16 protein-coding genes are annotated in these 19437 nt (G+C 32.9%); 10 read left to right on the top strand and 6 right to left on the bottom strand.

The features are described from left to right. The first annotated feature begins 50 nt into the window (after window positions 1-50). Window positions 51-824, top strand: coding sequence for an XRE family transcriptional regulator (locus AC2DZ0_RS02155; RefSeq protein WP_484491390.1), 774 nt, complete (start codon window positions 51-53; stop codon window positions 822-824). Continuing rightward, a complete protein-coding gene (locus AC2DZ0_RS02150) occupies window positions 821-2179 on the top strand; it encodes an exonuclease domain-containing protein (RefSeq protein ID WP_484643380.1) in 1359 nt (452 codons plus the stop codon). Before AC2DZ0_RS02155 ends, AC2DZ0_RS02150 begins: the two co-directional genes overlap by 4 nt. 49 nt (window positions 2180-2228) lie before the next feature. On the opposite strand, the gene dnaB is transcribed toward AC2DZ0_RS02150, so the two are convergent. Beyond that, entirely contained in the window at window positions 2229-3746 is a 1518-nt protein-coding gene (gene dnaB / locus AC2DZ0_RS02145) for a replicative DNA helicase (RefSeq protein WP_484491388.1), read from the bottom strand. 239 nt (window positions 3747-3985) lie between these two features. Between dnaB and AC2DZ0_RS02140 the strand changes: the two genes are divergently transcribed. The 7 genes from AC2DZ0_RS02140 to AC2DZ0_RS02110 all read left to right on the top strand — a co-directional run bounded on the left by AC2DZ0_RS02140 (window position 3986) and on the right by AC2DZ0_RS02110 (window position 12166). Then, a complete protein-coding gene (locus AC2DZ0_RS02140; RefSeq protein ID WP_484643379.1) occupies window positions 3986-5053 on the top strand; it encodes a DUF3810 domain-containing protein in 1068 nt (355 codons plus the stop codon). 179 nt (window positions 5054-5232) lie between these two features. Continuing rightward, a complete protein-coding gene (locus AC2DZ0_RS02135; protein WP_484643377.1) occupies window positions 5233-5787 on the top strand; it encodes a hypothetical protein in 555 nt (184 codons plus the stop codon). A gap of 65 nt (window positions 5788-5852) precedes the next feature. Beyond that, the gene (locus AC2DZ0_RS02130; RefSeq protein WP_484491385.1) at window positions 5853-6662 is read left to right on the top strand and encodes a TrmH family RNA methyltransferase; all 810 of its coding nucleotides are present in this window, start codon (window positions 5853-5855) and stop codon (window positions 6660-6662) included. A 91-nt stretch (window positions 6663-6753) separates the two neighbouring features. Next, complete coding sequence (locus AC2DZ0_RS02125; protein ID WP_484643376.1) at window positions 6754-7986, top strand: M48 family metallopeptidase; 1233 nt, start codon at window positions 6754-6756, stop codon at window positions 7984-7986. A 28-nt stretch (window positions 7987-8014) separates the two neighbouring features. Further along, on the top strand, window positions 8015-10234 hold the full coding sequence (locus tag AC2DZ0_RS02120; protein WP_484643375.1) for a RelA/SpoT family protein: 2220 nt from the start codon (window positions 8015-8017) through the stop codon (window positions 10232-10234). A gap of 193 nt (window positions 10235-10427) precedes the next feature. Next, window positions 10428-10874, top strand: coding sequence for a Fur family transcriptional regulator (locus AC2DZ0_RS02115; RefSeq protein ID WP_300323110.1), 447 nt, complete (start codon window positions 10428-10430; stop codon window positions 10872-10874). A gap of 20 nt (window positions 10875-10894) precedes the next feature. After that, window positions 10895-12166 (top strand): adenylosuccinate synthase, encoded by a 1272-nt coding sequence (locus AC2DZ0_RS02110; protein WP_484643373.1) that lies wholly within the window; start codon window positions 10895-10897, stop codon window positions 12164-12166. Window positions 12167-12235: 69 nt separating this feature from the next. Here the strand turns inward: AC2DZ0_RS02110 and AC2DZ0_RS02105 are convergent, their stop codons facing one another. The 5 genes from AC2DZ0_RS02105 to AC2DZ0_RS02085 all read right to left on the bottom strand — a co-directional run bounded on the left by AC2DZ0_RS02105 (window position 12236) and on the right by AC2DZ0_RS02085 (window position 18830). After that, on the bottom strand, window positions 12236-12592 hold the full coding sequence (locus AC2DZ0_RS02105; protein ID WP_484643371.1) for a hypothetical protein: 357 nt from the start codon (window positions 12590-12592) through the stop codon (window positions 12236-12238). Window positions 12593-12755: 163 nt separating this feature from the next. Then, window positions 12756-14375 (bottom strand): ABC-F family ATP-binding cassette domain-containing protein, encoded by a 1620-nt coding sequence (locus tag AC2DZ0_RS02100; RefSeq protein ID WP_484491380.1) that lies wholly within the window; start codon window positions 14373-14375, stop codon window positions 12756-12758. An 89-nt stretch (window positions 14376-14464) separates the two neighbouring features. Next, window positions 14465-14929 (bottom strand): tRNA (cytidine(34)-2'-O)-methyltransferase, encoded by a 465-nt coding sequence (locus AC2DZ0_RS02095; protein ID WP_484643369.1) that lies wholly within the window; start codon window positions 14927-14929, stop codon window positions 14465-14467. A gap of 78 nt (window positions 14930-15007) precedes the next feature. Then, entirely contained in the window at window positions 15008-16162 is a 1155-nt protein-coding gene (locus AC2DZ0_RS02090) for a class I SAM-dependent methyltransferase (protein WP_484643367.1), read from the bottom strand. A gap of 40 nt (window positions 16163-16202) precedes the next feature. Further along, window positions 16203-18830, bottom strand: coding sequence for a valine--tRNA ligase (locus AC2DZ0_RS02085; protein WP_484643366.1), 2628 nt, complete (start codon window positions 18828-18830; stop codon window positions 16203-16205). A 160-nt stretch (window positions 18831-18990) separates the two neighbouring features. Between AC2DZ0_RS02085 and AC2DZ0_RS02080 the strand changes: the two genes are divergently transcribed. Next, the gene (locus AC2DZ0_RS02080; protein ID WP_484491376.1) at window positions 18991-19437 is read left to right on the top strand and encodes a DUF1573 domain-containing protein; all 447 of its coding nucleotides are present in this window, start codon (window positions 18991-18993) and stop codon (window positions 19435-19437) included.

The following is a 19437-nucleotide window of genomic DNA, read 5'->3' as shown; positions in this document are numbered from 1 at the left end:
TACAAAACTAACTACAAATTATAGTTTTTAATGCCTATATTTGTAGTATTATGAATAATATTGCTAAAAACATCCGTCATCTAAGAAAAATAAAAGCGCTAACCCAAGAGCAACTCTCTGAGGAACTAGAAATTACACGTTCTAAAGTTGGTTCTTATGAAGAAGGTCGTTCTGACCCTCCTATTGATATGTTAGTTAAATTTTCTAATTACTTCAAACTACCTATTGATGTATTGATAAAAAATGACCTTACCTATGCTGCAGACACTTCGTTTATTGAAATAGGTAATCAACGCGTACTATTTCCAATTACCGTAGATGCTGACAACGAAGACCTGATAGAAGTAGTTCCTGTAAAAGCTTCTGCTGGGTATCTGTTAGGCTATAATGACCCTGAATACATAGAACAACTAGACAAAATAAAACTTCCATTTTTACCGACAGGAAAACATAGAGCTTTTCCTATCAAGGGAGATTCAATGCTGCCTATGAAAGACGGCTCATATGTAGTAGCACAATATCTAGAAGACATTAGAGATGTAAAAAATGGAACCTCTTATATCATTGTTACTTTAAATGATGGAATGACCTATAAAAGAGTTTATAACAAAATTGAAGAAAGCGGAACACTACTACTCGCTCCTGACAATAAAAATTATAATTCTTACGAGGTCCCTTTAAACGAAGTTCTAGAAGTTTGGGAATATACATGTAGTATCAATACACAAGAATACGACGAACGTGACCTAAAAATAAGCAGTATTGCTATGATGTTGAATCAACTTGGAGTGGAATTAAAAGAACTAAAAAAAATGGTTTCATGAAATATTCCGTGATCGACATAGAAACCAACGGAGGAGTCAAAATTACAGAAATAAGTATCTTTATTTTTGATGGAGAACAAGTGGTAGATGAATACACTACCTTGATCAATCCTGAATGTAATATCCCTGCTTTTATAACCAACTTAACGGGCATTACCAATAATATGGTTAAGGACGCTCCTAAGTTTTTTGAAGTTGCAAAAAAAATAGTTGAAATCACAGAAGACTGTATTTTTGTAGCTCATAATGTTAATTTTGACTACAATATCATCGCAAAAGAATTCAAAGAGCTCGGACTTACTTTCAAGCGTAAAAAACTTTGTACTGTACGACTTTCAAGAAAATTACTTCCCGGCAGAAAATCTTACAGTCTTGGTAAACTATGTATCTCAGAAAACATTCCCTTGGTAGACAGGCACCGAGCAAGAGGAGATGCTGAAGCTACCACCATACTATTTCAACGTCTTTACAACCTAGACAATGGTTCTGTATTTGCCTCTTTCTTAAACCCTAAATCAAGAGAAGCAACCCTACCTCCTTTGTTACCCAAAAATGTTTTTGACAAACTACCCGAAACTGAAGGGGTGTATTATTTTAAAAACGAAGACAAGGAAATTATTTACGTTGGAAAAGCAAACAATATAAAACAGCGTGTCTTAAGTCATTTTTATGATAAAAAAAAGAAAGAAATCACCATGTGCATGGCAACGGCAGATATTGCCTATACTGAAACAGGCAGTGAACTGCTAGCACTATTATTAGAATCTGCAGAGATAAAACATCATTTTCCTAAATACAACAGAGCACAACGAAAAACAAAAGAAGGGTTTGCATTATTCTCATACGAAGACAGAAAAGGAATCCTCCATTTGGCATGGAATCAATTAAAAAACGTTCCCAATCCATTGCTAAAGTTCTATAGCTTATCTGAGGCCAGACAATTTATGGAAAAACTTTGCGAAACTCATGAGCTTTGTCCTAAATACTGCAACTTACAAACCAACGTAAGCAGTTGTTTTCATTACCAACTAAAACAATGCAAAGGAATCTGTAGAGAAGAAGAAAGCATAAAAGACTACAATAAACGCGTACTAAAAGCAATTGACTCTGTTCGTTTTAAAACAGAAAACTTTGTTATCAAAGAAAAGGGACGTAGCAAGGAAGAATCAGCATATGCTCTTGTGCTTAATGGTGTATATCGCGGTTATGGTTACCTCAACAGTAATGAAACCCCTTCCTCTACAGAGGATTTTTTATCTGCTATTGAGCCACAAAAAGACAACAAAGATATCAATAGGATCCTAAAGGGATATCTTAAAAAAAACGACCAGAACTTGATTATTTTAAAGGCATAAAAAAAAGGAACCTAAATCGGTTCCTTTTTTTATATAAGATCTTTATTTATTAAAACGGCATCCCATCATCATCAGGTGCTCCAAAGGCATCCTCTGCGCTAGGGAAATTGTTTGATGATATCTCTTGATTGAAATCATTCATTTTTGACTGGAACTCATTTCCAAAACCTTCTTCTAAATCAGAGAATTTTGCCAAATGCCCAGTAAACTTCAATCGAATATTCTCTAAACCACCATTTCTGTGTTTTGCTACAATAAACTCCCCCTGTCCTTCACACGGTGAATGATCGTCATCATCCCATTCTGTGATACCATAGTATTCCGGACGAAAAATAAACGATACAATATCGGCATCTTGCTCAATCGCACCAGATTCACGTAAATCAGAAAGTAATGGTCTTTTTGATCCTCCACGAGTTTCAACAGCTCGAGATAACTGAGACAGGGCAATCACAGGAATATTCAATTCCTTTGCCAAAGCCTTTAGGTTTCGAGAAATCATGGAAATTTCCTGCTCACGGTTTCCATTAGCCGCTCCACCGGCCGTCATCAATTGCAAGTAATCAATAACTATAATTTTAATTCCGTGTTGAGAAGCCAAACGACGTGCTTTGGCACGTAAATCAAAAATAGATAATGAAGGGGTATCATCAATAAATATTGGTGAATCCGTTAAGTTTTTCACTTTCACATTCAACTGCTCCCATTCATGTGGTTCCAGATTACCTTTACGTAATTTTTCAGAAGTCAATCCCGTCTCACTAGAAATCATACGTGTAATCAACTGTACTGATGACATCTCTAAAGAAAACAAAGCTACAGGATGTCCAAAGTCTATCGCCATATTCTTAGCCATAGAAATTACAAAAGCCGTTTTCCCCATACCCGGACGTGCGGCAATAATAATTAAATCGGAAGGCTGCCAACCAGAAGTCAAAGCATCTAACTTTGTAAAACCAGTTTCCAAACCACTCATTCCTTCTTGGTTTCCAATTTCTTGAATTTTAGTTACCGCTTGCTTTACTAAGTCCTTTGCACTTTCAGAACTTTTCTTAAGATTACCTTGAGTTACTTCAAAAAGTTTAGATTCAGCATCATCTAACAAATCAAAAACATCTGCAGTTTCATCATATGACTGCTCAATAATCTCACTTGAGATACTGATCAACCTTCTTTGAATATATTTTTGAATGATAATACGGGCATGGAATTCAATATGCGCAGAAGAAGCAACTTTCTGAGTCAATCCTATCAAATAAAAATCACCTCCAACAAAATCTAATTTTCCATTTTTACGCAATTGATTTGATACCGTAAGTAAATCTGTTGGCTCAGAATTCTGAAACAAAGTATAAATAGCATCATAAACTTCTTGATGTGCTTCTTTATAAAAGGCCTCTGCATGCAATATATCAATCACATCATCAATACCCTTTTTATCAATCATCATAGCCCCTAATACAGCCTCTTCTAAATCAATAGCCTGTGGTGGAATTTTACCTTTTTCAAGGTTTATAATCCTGCTTTTATCAACTTTTTGCCCTTTGACGGTTCTTGCTTGCTCCATATGACAAAATTAATTTTTTAATTCTATTATTAAATTTTTTAGAGCACTTTATTTGTACACATCCTTGTTTATAAAAGGTTCAAATTGTTAACAACATTTTTTCACCCCATTTCTGCCTGTATTATATACAGAAAATTAACTGGTGATTATTTAATTCTTCAAATAAAATAAAAATCTACTCCTGTCTCACGGGCTGATAGAACTATATTCATTAATTTTGAATCTAGCCTTGTTCTCATATGAAAGACGATTTACTTGCAAAATATTTATCAAATTTTTTATTCGTACAAATTCTATTTGTTCAAATAACATCTAGATACCCCAACTTTATAGAAAAATATTATTCCAATGGAATCTACAAAGGAATATCTGTTTTCTACAGAACAGCATTAGGATGGATTCCATTCAGCATTGGAGACCTTGTTTATATAATCTTTGCATTAATTTTTATAAGATTTTTATATGTCATTTTTAGGGATAAAATGACAGAATTACGCTCTTATCGACTGTCTATTGGTGCAGCATTATCTGTATTGTATTTTTTATTTTACTTTAGTTGGGGAATGAATTATTATCGAATTCCTTTGGCTCAAAAACTTCAATTAGAAAGAGAAAACTACAGTACCGAGACACTCAATCATTTTACTCTTAAAACTATTGAGACTATTAACAGGCTTCATTCCTCTGTGGTTAAAAATGACACCATCCCTTATAGAATTCCATATACTAAAATAGAACTCTATAAAAAGACTAAGGTTGGATTCTATGAATTATCAAAAACGCATCAAAATTTCAAATATCAAGTTCCCTCTATTAAACACTCTTTGCTAAGTACACCTTTAACCTATATGGGATTTGCAGGCTACCTGAACCCTTTTACCGGAGAAGCGCAAGTAAATTCAAAAATTCCATTATATACATACCCATTCACTATTAGTCATGAAGTTGCGCATCAACTAGGCTATGCCGCAGAAAACGAGGCTAACTTTATCGGCTATCTAGCCTGCACAAAACATCCTGATATTTATTTTCAACTTGCTGGTCATGTTACGGCCTTAAAATATTTATTGAATGAATTGGCTAAAAGAGACGAGGATCTCTATAAAGAAGCGACTCAAATACTTCACCAAGGAATTTTAATCAACTTTAGGGAATCCTATAATTTTTGGAATTCTTATGAAAACCCATTAGAACCTATTTTCAAAAAATCTTATAACGTTTATCTAAAAGCAAACAAGCAAAAATCTGGAATCAAAAGTTATAACTATATGGTTGATTTGTTAATTCATTACTCAATAGACAAATAATAAACTTAAAACCTGCGTGAAGACACAGATAAAATAACTGATATAAATCATTGATTTATATTTATTTAATTCTTAAATTAGGGTAATTAATAAAACAAGTACTGTTTATAAACTTTTGTTTATTTACACCCCTAGTGTTGTTGAGTTAGTCTATTGTATAATGTTCTAAATCAATTGCTATGAAAAGAATTTACACACTTATTGGGCTCCTCATGTTCGCCTTGCTCATCGCTTGCGACAATTCTGAAATATTACCGAGAGAAGATAACTACAACTATGAAATCGCGGTAAACATTCTCAACTATTCAGATCTTGAATTCCCTGAAGGTACCTTTATTTACATCGGCGCAACCGTTAAAGACACCTTTATCGCGGTTGACTCCATGAAAATCAACCAAGTAATACCTTCTAAAGAAAACTTAAGCGGCAAATCACATTCCAAAATTGTTGTTCCTCAAAAAACAAGAGCAGAAGAGCGGCTGAAACTTTGGGAAATAAATTTGCTGAAAGTAAAAAACATCTCAAACAATGGTTGTATTCTAATTAGATTTCCTGAAAAGAAATATGAAATTGTCTGTCATTCCTTTAACTTTAATGAAAACACAAACGCTATATTAGAATTAGAAATGGAATTTACTGAATATGGTGAATATTTCTATAGCATGGATATTGACATTGACCAATATAATCTTAAAGACCGAAAAAGCTCTAAATTAGTTTTCAAGCAATTATAAAAATTACCAAAGCCTCTTTTTAGGACATATGGATTATTAATTTATTTTTGCACAAAACAAAATTGATGCATAAAAAAATTTCCAGCTTACAAAATCCACTGATAAAGGAATTGGTACAATTGAAAGAAAAATCAAGAGTTAGAAAAAAAAGTGGAAAATTTTTATTGGAAGGACAACGGGAAATTGAACTAGCAACTCTGGGAGCATATACATTAGAAAAAATAATTTATTGCTCCCAGATTTCAAGTCTAGATAAAATAAATTCCTTAGAGTCTAGCCTTAATCCTTCAATTGAATATTTAGAGGTTACAAAAGAAGTGTATCAAAAAATTGCGTACAGAGAAACTACAGAAGGAATTCTAGCAGTTGTCTGTGCAAAAAAACACGAATTAGAAAACATTGTCTTCAAAAGAAACAAACCGCTATTATTAATTGCAGAAGCACCAGAAAAACCAGGTAATATAGGTGCCTTATTGAGGACTGCCGACGCGGCAAACGTAGATGCTGTTTTGATTGCCAACCCTAAAACAGATTTATACAATCCAAATATTATTAGAAGTAGTGTTGGTTGCCTATTTACTACACAAATTGCCACTGGTTCAACTAACGAAATTTTAACCTACCTCAAGAATCATAATATTACCTCTTACGCTGCTGCTTTAAAAGAAGATTCTCAACCTTATCAAAATCAAGATTTTAAAGAAGCAAGTGCCATTGTTGTTGGTACAGAATCTACAGGACTTTCAGATTTATGGCTAGATAACGCCTCCAAAAAAATAATCATTCCAATGAATGGAAAAATAGATTCAATGAATGTTTCTGTTGCGGCTTCAATTCTTATCTTTGAGGCCAGTAGGCAAAGAAACTTCGAGTAATTCTGCAGAATATAATAACCTGAAACATTTTGCACAATCCTGAAACAATCTTCCTATTTTTGTAATCTTAAACCATTTCAATTAATTAAACATGACTGCATCTTTAGTATTTAAAATTTTAATTGGAATCATAATTATTAATTTCATCAAGGAAGAAGTTCTTTCTTTCTTAAACGCGAAACATTTTAACGACAAATTACCAGATGAGTTAAAAGATGTTTATGATGATAAAGCCTATAAAAAATCTCAGAATTACAAGAAAACTAATTATGATTTTTCATTTTATACCAATAGTTTTTCTATCATTCTCACATTATCTTTATTCTTTTTTGAAGGTTTTGCTTGGATTGATTCCTTTGTTAGAGGTTTCACGAACAATGAAATCACTCAAACCTTAATATATTTTGCAATTTTGTTTTTCGGAAGTGATATTTTAAACACTCCCTTTGCATTCTATAAAACCTTTGTAATCGAAGAAAGATTCGGATTTAACAAGTCGACCAAAAGACTTTTTATTTTAGACAAACTAAAAGGATGGGCTTTAGCTATCGTTGTTGGAGGACCTCTTTTAGCCTTAATCACATGGTTTTATCTAAAAACAGAAAATAATTTTTGGATCTACTCTTGGGCAGTGATTACCCTATTTACTTTATTCATGAATTTATTTTATTCTTCATTAATTGTTCCATTATTTAACAAACAAACAGCCTTAGAAGCTGGAGAATTAAAAACAGAACTAGAAAACTTTGCTGCAAAAATTGGGTTTCAATTGGATAAAATATTTGTCATTGATGGCTCTAAAAGATCAACAAAAGCAAATGCATATTTTTCAGGTTTTGGTCCTAAAAAGCGTATTGTACTTTACGACACGCTGATAAAGGAACTCACAACACAAGAAATTGTTGCAGTCTTTGCTCATGAAGTAGGCCATTATAAAAAAAAGCATATTATTTTTAATTTATTTGCTTCCATATTATTAACAGGGTTCACTTTATTCATATTATCCCTTTTGATTGGAAACCCCTTACTATCAGATGCTCTACGTATTGAGGAACCAAGTTTTCATATTGGACTGATAACATTTAGCATACTGTATAGTCCAATCTCAGAAATTACAGGCCTTGCTATGAATGCAATTTCTCGTACTTTTGAATATCAAGCAGACAGTTATGCTAAAAAATATACAAATGCAGAAAACCTGATAAGTTCCTTGAAAAAACTATCCAAAAATAGTTTGAGTAACTTAACACCGCACAAAGCAACTGTTTTTGCGCACTACTCTCATCCTACTTTATTGCAACGTATTCGTAGTCTGAGAAAATAATATTTAGAATTAAAATGTCTTTTATTTTATGACGTATAATGTAACTATAGAAGAAGAAAATAAAGAAATAGCCAATAGGTATAAAGATCTTTTAAAAGGTACTTATCAAACATTATCCGAAAGTGATAAAGTTTTAATTAGAAAAGCCTTTGATCTTGCACTTGAAGCGCACAGTGATCAAAGGAGAAAAACAGGAGAGCCTTATATTTTTCATCCTATTGCTGTTGCGAAAATTGTGGCCTATGAAATTGGTTTAGGTGCAGAATCCATTGCTGCTGCTTTATTGCATGATGTTGTTGAAGACACTCCTTACACTGTTAATGATATGGAACGTCTTTTTGGTGAAACCATAGCCAAAATTGTAAGTGGACTTACCAAGATTTCCAGACTTAATAAGGAACAAGACGCCTCAATTCAAGCAGAGAATTTTAGAAAAATGCTACTTACATTACATGATGATGTTCGTGTAATTCTAATCAAAATTGCTGACCGTTTGCATAATATGCAAACCATGGAATCAATGCCTGGTTACAAACAGGTTAAAATTTCCTCAGAAACACTATATATCTACGCTCCTTTAGCACATCGTTTAGGACTTTATAATATCAAAACGGAACTAGAAGACTTAGGTTTGAAATATACAGAACCAGAAGTATTTAATGATATTAAAGATAAACTTAATGCAAACAAAGAAGAACAGAACGCATATATTGAACGATTTTCTGATAACATTCGAGAGAATCTAGATAAAGAAGGTTTCTCATATAAAATTAAAGGGCGTACAAAATCTATCTATTCTATTCGCAGAAAAATGCGAGCGCAGAATGTTTCCTTTGATGAAGTTTATGATAAGTTCGCCATTAGAATTATCTATGATTCTGATGTAAACAATGAAAAATTTGATGCATGGAAAATCTACTCCATCATCACAGAACAATACAACCCGAACCCTTTACGATTAAGAGACTGGATAACAAATCCAAAAACCACTGGATATGAATCCCTGCATATAACTGTTATGGGTCCAGGTGGTAACTGGGTAGAGGTTCAAATTCGTTCAAATCGAATGGACGAAATTGCTGAAAAGGGATATGCTGCACATTTTAAATACAAACAAGGAAACCAGAATGAAAAAGGTCTAGAAACTTGGTTAGATCGTTTAAAAGACTCTCTAGAGAATGGTAACATCAATGCTGTTGATTTTGTAGAAGATTTTAAATTAAATTTATATTCAGAAGAGATTTTTGTTTTTACTCCAAAAGGGGAATTAAAAACACTTCCAAAAGGTGCGTCGGCTCTTGATTTTGCCTTTTCAATTCATACGGATATCGGCCTAAAATGTAGGGGAGCAAAAGTAAATGGTAAACTGACACCGTTAGATACTGTTTTAGGAAGTGGAGATCAAGTAGAGGTCCTCACCTCTAACGTTAAAAAACCTAATAATAGATGGCTAGAATTTGTAGTGACTGCAAGAGCACGTGCTAGAATTAGAGCCGCTTTAAAAGAAGAAGAAAAAGGAATCGCAGAAGAAGGAAAAGTTTTATTAACTCGTAAATTACGACAACTAAAAATTCCTTTTAATGATAAAACAGTAAACGACCTTGTTCGTTTTAACAAATTAAAAACTAGCTTCGATCTATTTTACAGGGTTGGAACTGGGGCAATTGAAAACTCTGAATTAAAAGCATTTGCAAATCAAAGAAGTAATTCTATTTACAACTTCTTTAAAAATAAAATTCAACGAAGCGGGAGCAACAAAAAAGGAAAAGACCAGGAACCAGATGAGCTTACCAATAATTATGATTTATTAGTTTTTGGAAAAGACGAGGAAAAACTAGAATACAAATTATCTAAATGTTGTAATCCTATTCCGGGTGATAAAGTATTTGGTTTCCTAACAATAAACGATGGAATAAAAGTTCATAAGCATGATTGTCCCAATGCAATTAGCATGCAATCAAACTATGCCTACCGTGTTATGTTTGCAAAGTGGATTGATTCCTCAAAGCAAAATTTCAAAGTGACCTTAAAAATTAGTGGTGAAGATAAACTTGGAATTCTAAATAACTTGACTCGAATTATATCTGGGAATTCCAATATGAACATCTACAACATCAACTCTGTTACTAGAGGTTCTATTTTCCAAGGAAAAATTACTATTGATGTAAAGAATAAAACCCAGTTAAAAAAGCTAACTGAAAACATTCTTAAAATTGATGGAATCAATAAAGTCTCAAGAGTAGACTAATATAAAGCCCATAAAAACTACCGTTTTTCACTTAAAAGAGATCGGTAGTTTATATGTATCTGACTTCCTAAAATTCAATTATTTGCTTTTAAGTATTTTTTCTTTAAAATCAGGTAAATAAATTGACAAATCCACTCGTCTAAATGAAAAATAAAGTTAAATTTGCGTTTTGCTATTTTAAATAGTTTATAGGATGAAAGAAAACAATAATAATCAAGAAACAGTTAAGGCCGTTTTTGTGAAGTTTCTAGAGAAACACAGTCACAGAAAAACACCGGAAAGGTTTGCTATACTTCAAGAAATCTATGATTTAGATGATCATTTTGACATTGAATCTTTATACATAAGTATGAAGAACAAGAACTACCGAGTAAGTCGTGCTACCTTATACAATACGATTGAATTATTATTAAGTAGTGGTTTGGTAAGAAAACACCAATTTGGTCAAAACCAAGCTCACTATGAAAAAAGTTTCTTCAACAAACAACATGATCACGTAATCCTAGATACTGGTGAGGTTATTGAATTTTGCGATCCAAGAATTCAAAATATCAAAAAATCAATAGAAGAGTTTTTCAATATAGATATTGAAGATCACTCGCTATATTTCTATGGGAAAAAAAGACAATCAAAACAATAAAACAAATTAATTTTTAGATAATGGCTGTAGATTTATTATTAGGCTTACAATGGGGAGATGAAGGGAAAGGTAAGATTGTAGACGTTCTTACAAAAAATTACAACTTAATTTCTCGTTTCCAAGGAGGACCTAACGCAGGACACACTTTGATTTTTGATGGACACAAACACGTGTTACATACAATTCCTTCAGGGATATTTCATGATGATGCTTTAAACATTATTGGAAACGGAGTAGTTATTGACCCTGTTATCTTTAAAAAAGAATTAGAAAACTTAGATAAGTTTAACTTAGACTTGAATGCTAAAATTCTTATTTCAAGAAAAGCGCATTTAATTCTACCAACGCACCGTTTATTAGATGCTGCTTCTGAAGCATCAAAAGGTAAGGCTAAAATTGGTTCTACTTTAAAAGGAATTGGACCAACTTACATGGACAAAACAGGACGTAACGGAATGCGTGTTGGTGATTTAGAATTAAGTAACTGGGAAGAAATTTTTGACATCTTAACTCAGAAACACTTAAAAATGTTAGAGTTCTTTGATGTAGCACTAGAATACAACTTAGAAGAATTAAAAGCTGAATTCTTTACTGCTGTTGCTCGCTTAAAAGAAATGACTTTTATCGATAGTGAAGAGTACTTACATAAAGCAATAAAATCTAACCAAACAATTTTGGCGGAAGGTGCACAAGGTTCTTTATTAGATGTTGATTTTGGAACATACCCATTTGTTACTTCTTCAAATACTACAGCAGCTGGGGCTTGTACTGGTTTAGGAATTGCTCCTAACTCGATTGGTGAAGTATACGGTATCTTTAAGGCTTACACTACTCGTGTAGGATCTGGACCATTCCCAACGGAATTATTTGATGCTGATGGTGAAAGAATGGCTAAAGTAGGTCATGAATTTGGAGCTACTACAGGTAGAGCTAGAAGATGTGGTTGGTTAGACTTAGTAGCTTTAAAATACGCTTGTCAGGTAAACGGAGTTACACAACTAAATATGATGAAAGGTGATGTTCTTTCTGGTTTTGAAACTTTGAAAGTATGTACTGCTTATGAATACAAAGGAGAAGTAATTGAACACTTCCCATACAATATTGAGCCAGAAAACGTAAAACCTATTTACACGGAGTTTAAAGGATGGAAAGAAGATATTACAGAAATTTCTTCTGAAGCAGAATTCCCAAAAGAATTATCAGAATACATTGCATTTATAGAAAAAGAAACTGAAATTAAAATCAGTATCGTTTCTGTAGGACCTGATAGAAAACAAACAATTGTAAGATAATTACAAATCGTTTAAATGTAAAAAAAAGCCCAATCTTAACAGATTGGGCTTTTTTATGAACTCAAGTAATTATTTTTTTGCTTTTGCTTTTGCTTTTTCTTCCTTTGCATGAGCCCAATACTTATTCATTTGTTTTTTACCTCCAACAGCTTCTGTTTGAGCAGCTACAAAAGGTGCTATAAGTACCTTAAACTTTTCATTACTTACCTTTTTACCGCCGTTCGCCTGTTTCGCTTCGTAAATAGCCTTTTGCTTTTTTACCTCTTCATCATATACAATTTTCGTTTGTGCATCATCCAAAGACAAAAATGTTTTCATATCCTGAGATACAGCTGTTGCTTTTTTATCTATCCATTTTGGTGTTTTTTGTGCTGATACAGAAAATGCAAAAAATAAAACTGCTACGATACTTAATAATTTTTTCATGTTTAATTGTTTTGGTTATTAATTATTATAAATATAATTTAAAAATATATAAATTCTGACATACCAATGTCAATAACAGTTCTTAAAATGTATTTATCTGTCAAAATCAAAAAAGCACCTCTTTAAAGAGATGCTTTTTTTAATATAAATAAGATGTAGGTCTTTAACTATACATCTTTTTTCTCTGTTCTTTTACTTTCGGATCAGACAAATACTCATCAAATGTAGCATATTTGTCAATCACTCCTTTAGGAGTAATTTCAATAATTCTATTGGCAACAGTTTGCGCAAACTCATGATCATGCGTAGAGAACAATACAGTACCTTTAAAATTAGTCAAAGAGTTATTCAATGCCTGAATCGATTCCAAATCTAAGTGATTGGTTGGCTCATCTAACATTAAAACATTTGCTCTTACCATCATCATACGAGACAACATACATCTCACTTTTTCTCCTCCAGAAAGAACGTTACATTTTTTCAATGCCTCTTCCCCACTAAAAATCATTTTACCTAAAAACCCTCTTAAATGAACCGCTTCACGCTCTTCTTCAGTTTTAGCATATTGACGTAACCAATCTACCAAGTCCAACTCAGCATTCTGAAAGAACTCTGCATTTTCTAATGGTAAATAAGATTGATTTGTAGTCACACCAAAATCAAACGAACCTGAATCTGCATCCAAATTACCATTCAAAATTTCATAAAAAGAAGTTACCGCTTTAGAACTTTTAGATATTACCGCAACTTTATCTCCCTTTGCTAAATTGATATTTACATTCTGAAACAAAACTTCTCCATCAATTTCTTTTGATAAATTCTCAACATTTAAAATCTGATCTCCAGCCTCACGTTCTCTTTCAAAAATGATCGCAGGATATCTTCTACTTGAAGGCTTGATATCATCAACATTTAATTTTTCAATCATCTTCTTTCTACTGGTAGCCTGTTTAGACTTTGCCATATTTGCAGAAAAACGACGGATAAACTCTTCTAGTTCTTTCTTTTTATCCTCTGCCTTTTTATTTTGTTGCGCTCTTTGCTTGGCAGCTAGCTGACTTGACTCATACCAAAAAGTATAATTTCCTGAGTATTGATTTACTTTTCCAAAATCAATATCTGAAATATGCGTACATACAGCATCTAAAAAGTGACGGTCATGAGAAACAACAATTACAGTATTTTCATAATTTGCCAAAAAATGCTCTAACCAAGCAATTGTTTCAAAATCCAAATCATTGGTTGGCTCATCCATAATCAATACATCTGGATTACCAAACAAAGCCTGAGCTATTAATACACGTACTTTTTGTTTACCGTCCAAATCGCCCATAAGCGTATAATGCATATCATCTTTAATTCCCAAAGACGACAAAAGCGTGGCTGCATCACTTTCTGCAGTCCAACCTCCCATTTCTTCAAATGTAACTTGAAGTTCTCCAATTTTATCAGCATTTTCATCTGTATAATTGGCATACAAATCATCAATTTCTTTCTTTACACTAAACATTTCCTTGTTCCCCATCATTACTGATTCTAAAACTGGAAATTCGTCAAAAGCAAAGTGATCCTGAGATAAAACAGACATTCTTTTACCTTTCTCCAAAGAAACATATCCTGAAGTAGGCTCTAATTGACCCGTTAATATTTTTAGAAAAGTAGATTTACCGGCTCCATTGGCCCCAATAATTCCATAACAGTTTCCTTGAACGAATTTTGTATTTACTTCGTCGAATAAAACACGTTTACCGAACTGAACTGATAAGTTTGATACTGAAAGCATTGTATGATTTTTTATTTTTTTGCAAAAATAAATAAAAAGCATGATATATGCCTGAAAATGTAAGAATACTTAAGGTATTAAAGTAATTTCTATTGTTTTTGAAGCTGACGCAAACCTTCTCCTAAAGCCATTGCAACGGCATTCCCTAAATTAAAACTTCGCACAGTACCTGGGAAAGGAATTTTAATACATTGTTTTATATAGGTATCTACAATATCTTGAGATAAACCATCTGATTCTCTTCCAAAAATCAACCAATCTCCTTCCCTATAGTCCACATCGTAATAAGCCTTCTCCGCACGTGTTGTAAAAAAGAAGACTCTAGAGATATCTGGTATACTTTCTATCAATTTTTCAAAATTCTCATGATATGAAAGATTCAAATCGCCCCAATAATCTAAACCTGCTCTTTTTACGCGACTGTCTGTAATTTCAAAGCCCAAAGGTTTTACCAAGTGCAATGTACTCAAGCTACCCACACACAAACGTCCTATATTCCCCGTGTTATTTGGAATTTGTGGATTGACTAAAACAATATTAAAATTAGGTTTCACGTTTTGATTATTCGACATTGGCTCAAAAGAAAAAATAGATTAAACAGCAATAAAAAAAATTTACTTAAAACGATAAGTCTATTTTATTTGAGTTTCTAAATAATGTTCCTCAATACCATAAGTAGTTTTGATTCCCTTAATTTTCTGATTCAAAGCCTTTTCATCAACTTCTTTATTAGATTTTGTTGCAACCAACATTACATTTTTACGTGTATGTTCATTGGATACAAATTCGAAAATTTTAGTCTGGTAGTGCCTCTTCTCTAAAATCAATGCACGAATAGTATCCGTTACCATTTCAAATTGACGCTCTTTAAAAATTCCGTATTTTAAAATAGGATCTTCCTGCTCCTTCCCTTTTAAGGACTGACGCACTTGTTTATGACAACAAGGAGCACAAACTATCAAACCTGCCCTTGCCATAATTCCTTTCGTTATAGCATCATCAGTAGCAGTATCACATGCGTGCAAGGCAATTAAAATATCAATTTTTTTATTTTCATATTCTTGAATTGGTTTGCATTCAAACTTTAAATTCTCAAACTCACACTTTTCAGCAACATCATTACAGTAATCTACTAATTCTTTTCGTAATTCTATTCCGGTAACTGTAACGTTCATTTTTCTTTGAACTACCAAATAATCATACAAAGCGAAAGTCAAATATCCTTTACCTGATCCCATATCCACAATTTGAATCTGCTTCGGTAATTTAGCATTAGAAATCAAACCTTCCATGATTTCCAAATATTTGTTTATTTGACGGAATTTATCAGCCATTTTAGGAATCACAGTATTACTAGCATCTGTTACCCCTAAATAACGCAAATACGCCCCCATTTCCGCACGTTTTTCTTTTGGTTTATCGTGTGTTATCGGTGGCTTATTCGTAAAACTTGGTGCCCCTTTTTTAAATGAAACAACTTTCTTTTTTGAAACAAAAACTTGTAAATCCTCTCTCAGTGTAAAAACTACAGCTGTTCTAAAGGTAGTTAATAAAAAGTTTTGCAACTCTTCAATCCCTTCATTAATTCCATAGTTCTTCACCTGATCATTAGTTTTGTAATGATAGGTGAAAGACATTTTTACTTCCTCTTTAATCAAAACCAGTCGAACATAGATATTTCTTAATCCATCGTTTTTACGAAGCGGTTTACTTAAAGTAATTTTAACAAAATCATCTGCTGCAATACTAGTTTGTATTACTTCTGAAAATGTATCAAATGAGCTCATGATTCTGTTTTTTAATATTGAAATTAATATACTTTAATTATTATAGTGCAGCAAGGCTCGCCTTTAACGTTTCTATTTTAGCCAAAGCATCTGCTTCCTTATTTCTCTCTAAGGTAATCACTTTTTCAGGGGCGTTATTTACAAAACGCTCATTGCTTAACTTCTTTTGAACGGACTTTAAAAAACCTTCAGTATATTTTAATTCTTCGGTAATTTTTGCAATCTCTTCCTCTACATTAATGGCTCCTGAAATTGGAATAAAATACTCGTTTGATTTGATTCTAAAACTTAAAGCTCCTTCAACAGCAGCATCAACTTTATTAATTTTTGAAGTATTCCCTAGTTTTTCAATAACAGCATCAAAAGTGGCACTTGACTTCTCATTGTCTAAAACAGATAATTCAATGGCGTCTTTAAAACTGATATTTTTATCTTTTCTAATTTTTCTTATTCCAGAGATTACTTCTGAAGCAAACTCAAAATCATGGATAATTTTTTCATCAAAAGAAACCAATTCCGGATATTCTGCAATAATTAAAGCTTCTTCTGTTGATCTCTCCTCTAAGTGTTGCCAAATTTCTTCTGTCAAGAAAGGCATGTAAGGATGCAAAACCTTAAGATTATCCTCTAAGCAAGAAATAGCAGCTTTATAGGTAACCGCATCAATTGGTTGTTGGTAACCAGGTTTGATCATTTCTAAGAACCATGAAGAAAAATCATCGTAAATCAATTTATAAATTGTCATCAAAGCCTCAGATATTCTGTATTCTTCAAATGACTTTTCGATACTTAACAATGCCTTTTGGAACTTTGCGTTGTACCAAGCAATCGCTGTTTTAGAAGATGCTGGTTGTTCAATTGCTTCTGAAACTTCCCATCCATTAATCAAACGGAAGGCATTCCAAATTTTACTAGAAAAATTACGTCCTTGTTCACATAATTCTTCGTCGAATAATAAATCATTTCCAGCTGCTGCACTTAACAACAACCCTGTACGAACACCATCTGCGCCATATTTTTTCATCAACTCAATCGGATCCGGTGAGTTTCCTAAAGATTTAGACATTTTTCTTCTTTGCTTATCTCTTACAATTCCCGTAAAATAAACATTGCTAAATGGTTTAGCATCTGCAAACTCATATCCTGCAAAAATCATTCTAGCAACCCAAAAGAAAATAATATCCGGCCCAGTAACCAAGTCATTTGTAGGATAATAGTAATTAAATTCTTCGTTATCCGGATTTTTTATTCCATCAAATAACGAAATTGGCCATAACCAAGATGAAAACCATGTGTCCAAAGCATCTGGATCTTGTTTGATTTCGTCTAAAGTCAATTCTTTATTCCCTGTTACCTCTTGAGCATTTTGCAATGCTTCCTCTTTAGATTCAGCCACTACATAGTCTTCTAAACCTTCTCCATAGAAATATGCGGGAATTTGGTGTCCCCACCATAATTGACGAGATATATTCCAATCTCTAATATTTTCTAACCAATATTTATAAGTGCTGTTATAATGCTTCGGATAAAATTTAATATCCTCATCCTTCAATACAGCGTCCAACGCAGGCTTTACAATTTCTTCCATTTTAAGGAACCATTGTACTGATATTTTTGGTTCAATTACAGCTTTAGTTCTTTCAGAAACCCCCACCTTATTGATGTGCTTTTCTGTTTTTACCAATGCGCCTAAAGATTCTAATTCTTCAGCAATTTCTTTTCTAACTACAAAACGATCTTTCCCTTCATAGTGTAACCCTAAAGAATTTAAAGATCCATCATCATTCAGAATATCAATCACTTCCAAATTATGCTTCTCTCCAATCGCCTTGTCATTTTGATCATGCGCTGGTGTAATTTTCAAACACCCGGTACCAAATTCTAAATCTACATATTCATCTTCTATGATAGGAATGACTCTATTTGCAATAGGTACGATAACTTTTTTCCCCTTTAAATGTGCAAAACGTTCGTCTGTTGGATTGATACAAACTGCAGTATCTCCTAATAAAGTTTCAGGCCTTGTTGTAGCAACAGTAACTGTCTCTTCAGATCCCTCTATTTTATAGTTTATGTAGTATAATTTACCTTGTTTTTCAACAAACTCAACTTCCTCATCAGATAATGTTGTTTTTGCTTCAGGATCCCAATTCACCATTCTATATCCACGATAAATAAGTCCTTTCGCATATAAATCAACAAAAACCTTAGTTACTGCTTCACTCAAATCATTATCCATAGTGAAAGCTGTTCGCTCCCAATCACAAGAAGCACCTAATTTCTTAAGTTGCTCTAAAATGATTCCACCATGTTTATCAGTCCATTCCCAAGCATGTTTTAAGAACTCATCACGAGTTAAATCGTCTTTATGAATCCCCTCTTCTTTCAACTTTGCTACTACTTTTGCCTCTGTAGCAATAGAAGCATGATCCGTTCCTGGTACCCAACATGCATTGAAACCTTTCAATCTAGCACGACGAATCAAAACATCTTGAATGGTATTATTCAACATGTGCCCCATATGCAATACACCCGTTACATTAGGTGGAGGAATGACAATAGTGTAAGCCTCTTTTTCGTTAGGTGTAGAATGAAAATATCCATTCTCCATCCAATAGCTATACCATTTATCTTCTACTTTTTCCGGATTGTATTTATTTGGGATCATTTGAAATGAATTGAAATTATTTTTCTTTTTATTCTAAAAGTCTTCTTAACTTTTTAGGTGATGGCAAAAGTACAATTATCTCTTTTAACTAAAAAGTTAACAAACCTATATTTTGTAGGGTCATAAATATGTTTATTTTTGTTTTTGTAAAACTATAATTATGAAAAATATATTAATGGCTATAGCCTTGTTTGCAGGGACTTTTGCTATCAATGCACAAGAAACCACTGTACCAAAAGATTCACTTAATTCTCCAATAGCACAACCCGTTGAAGATTTTGATGCAAATGCTGCAGTATTTCAATTTGAAGAAGAAGTAATTAACTATGGTGTCATAGAAAAAGACTCTGATGGGAATAGAGTTTTTAAATTTACCAATACAGGAGGAAGTCCACTAATTATTGCGAATGCAAAAGGTAGCTGTGGATGTACAGTTCCTACCTATGATAAAGAACCAATCATGCCAGGAGAATCTGGAGAAATAAGAGTAAAATATGCAACAAACCGAGTAGGACGTTTTTCTAAAACGGTAACGTTAACCTCAAATGCCTCAGAGCCTAAAAAAGTATTGAGAATAAAAGGGGAAGTATTACCTGAAAAAAAATAA

The sequence above is a fragment of the Flavicella sp. IMCC45668 genome (assembly GCF_057219105.1).
The sequence above is the reverse complement of the archived record's forward strand: the minus strand, read 5'-3'. Positions and strand labels throughout refer to the sequence as shown.

Excerpts from the sequence above, each read along its gene's own strand:
- AC2DZ0_RS02155 (WP_484491390.1), top strand. The coding sequence starts at position 51 with ATGAATAATATTGCTAAAAACATCCGTCATCTAAGAAAAATAAAAGCG.
- AC2DZ0_RS02150 (WP_484643380.1), top strand. The coding sequence starts at position 821 with ATGAAATATTCCGTGATCGACATAGAAACCAACGGAGGAGTCAAAATT.
- dnaB (WP_484491388.1), bottom strand. The coding sequence starts at position 3,746 with ATGGAGCAAGCAAGAACCGTCAAAGGGCAAAAAGTTGATAAAAGCAGG.
- AC2DZ0_RS02140 (WP_484643379.1), top strand. The coding sequence starts at position 3,986 with ATGAAAGACGATTTACTTGCAAAATATTTATCAAATTTTTTATTCGTA.
- AC2DZ0_RS02135 (WP_484643377.1), top strand. The coding sequence starts at position 5,233 with ATGAAAAGAATTTACACACTTATTGGGCTCCTCATGTTCGCCTTGCTC.
- AC2DZ0_RS02130 (WP_484491385.1), top strand. The coding sequence starts at position 5,853 with ATGCATAAAAAAATTTCCAGCTTACAAAATCCACTGATAAAGGAATTG.
- AC2DZ0_RS02125 (WP_484643376.1), top strand. The coding sequence starts at position 6,754 with ATGACTGCATCTTTAGTATTTAAAATTTTAATTGGAATCATAATTATT.
- AC2DZ0_RS02120 (WP_484643375.1), top strand. The coding sequence starts at position 8,015 with ATGACGTATAATGTAACTATAGAAGAAGAAAATAAAGAAATAGCCAAT.
- AC2DZ0_RS02115 (WP_300323110.1), top strand. The coding sequence starts at position 10,428 with ATGAAAGAAAACAATAATAATCAAGAAACAGTTAAGGCCGTTTTTGTG.
- AC2DZ0_RS02110 (WP_484643373.1), top strand. The coding sequence starts at position 10,895 with ATGGCTGTAGATTTATTATTAGGCTTACAATGGGGAGATGAAGGGAAA.
- AC2DZ0_RS02105 (WP_484643371.1), bottom strand. The coding sequence starts at position 12,592 with ATGAAAAAATTATTAAGTATCGTAGCAGTTTTATTTTTTGCATTTTCT.
- AC2DZ0_RS02100 (WP_484491380.1), bottom strand. The coding sequence starts at position 14,375 with ATGCTTTCAGTATCAAACTTATCAGTTCAGTTCGGTAAACGTGTTTTA.
- AC2DZ0_RS02090 (WP_484643367.1), bottom strand. The coding sequence starts at position 16,162 with ATGAGCTCATTTGATACATTTTCAGAAGTAATACAAACTAGTATTGCA.
- AC2DZ0_RS02085 (WP_484643366.1), bottom strand. The coding sequence starts at position 18,830 with ATGATCCCAAATAAATACAATCCGGAAAAAGTAGAAGATAAATGGTAT.
- AC2DZ0_RS02080 (WP_484491376.1), top strand. The coding sequence starts at position 18,991 with ATGAAAAATATATTAATGGCTATAGCCTTGTTTGCAGGGACTTTTGCT.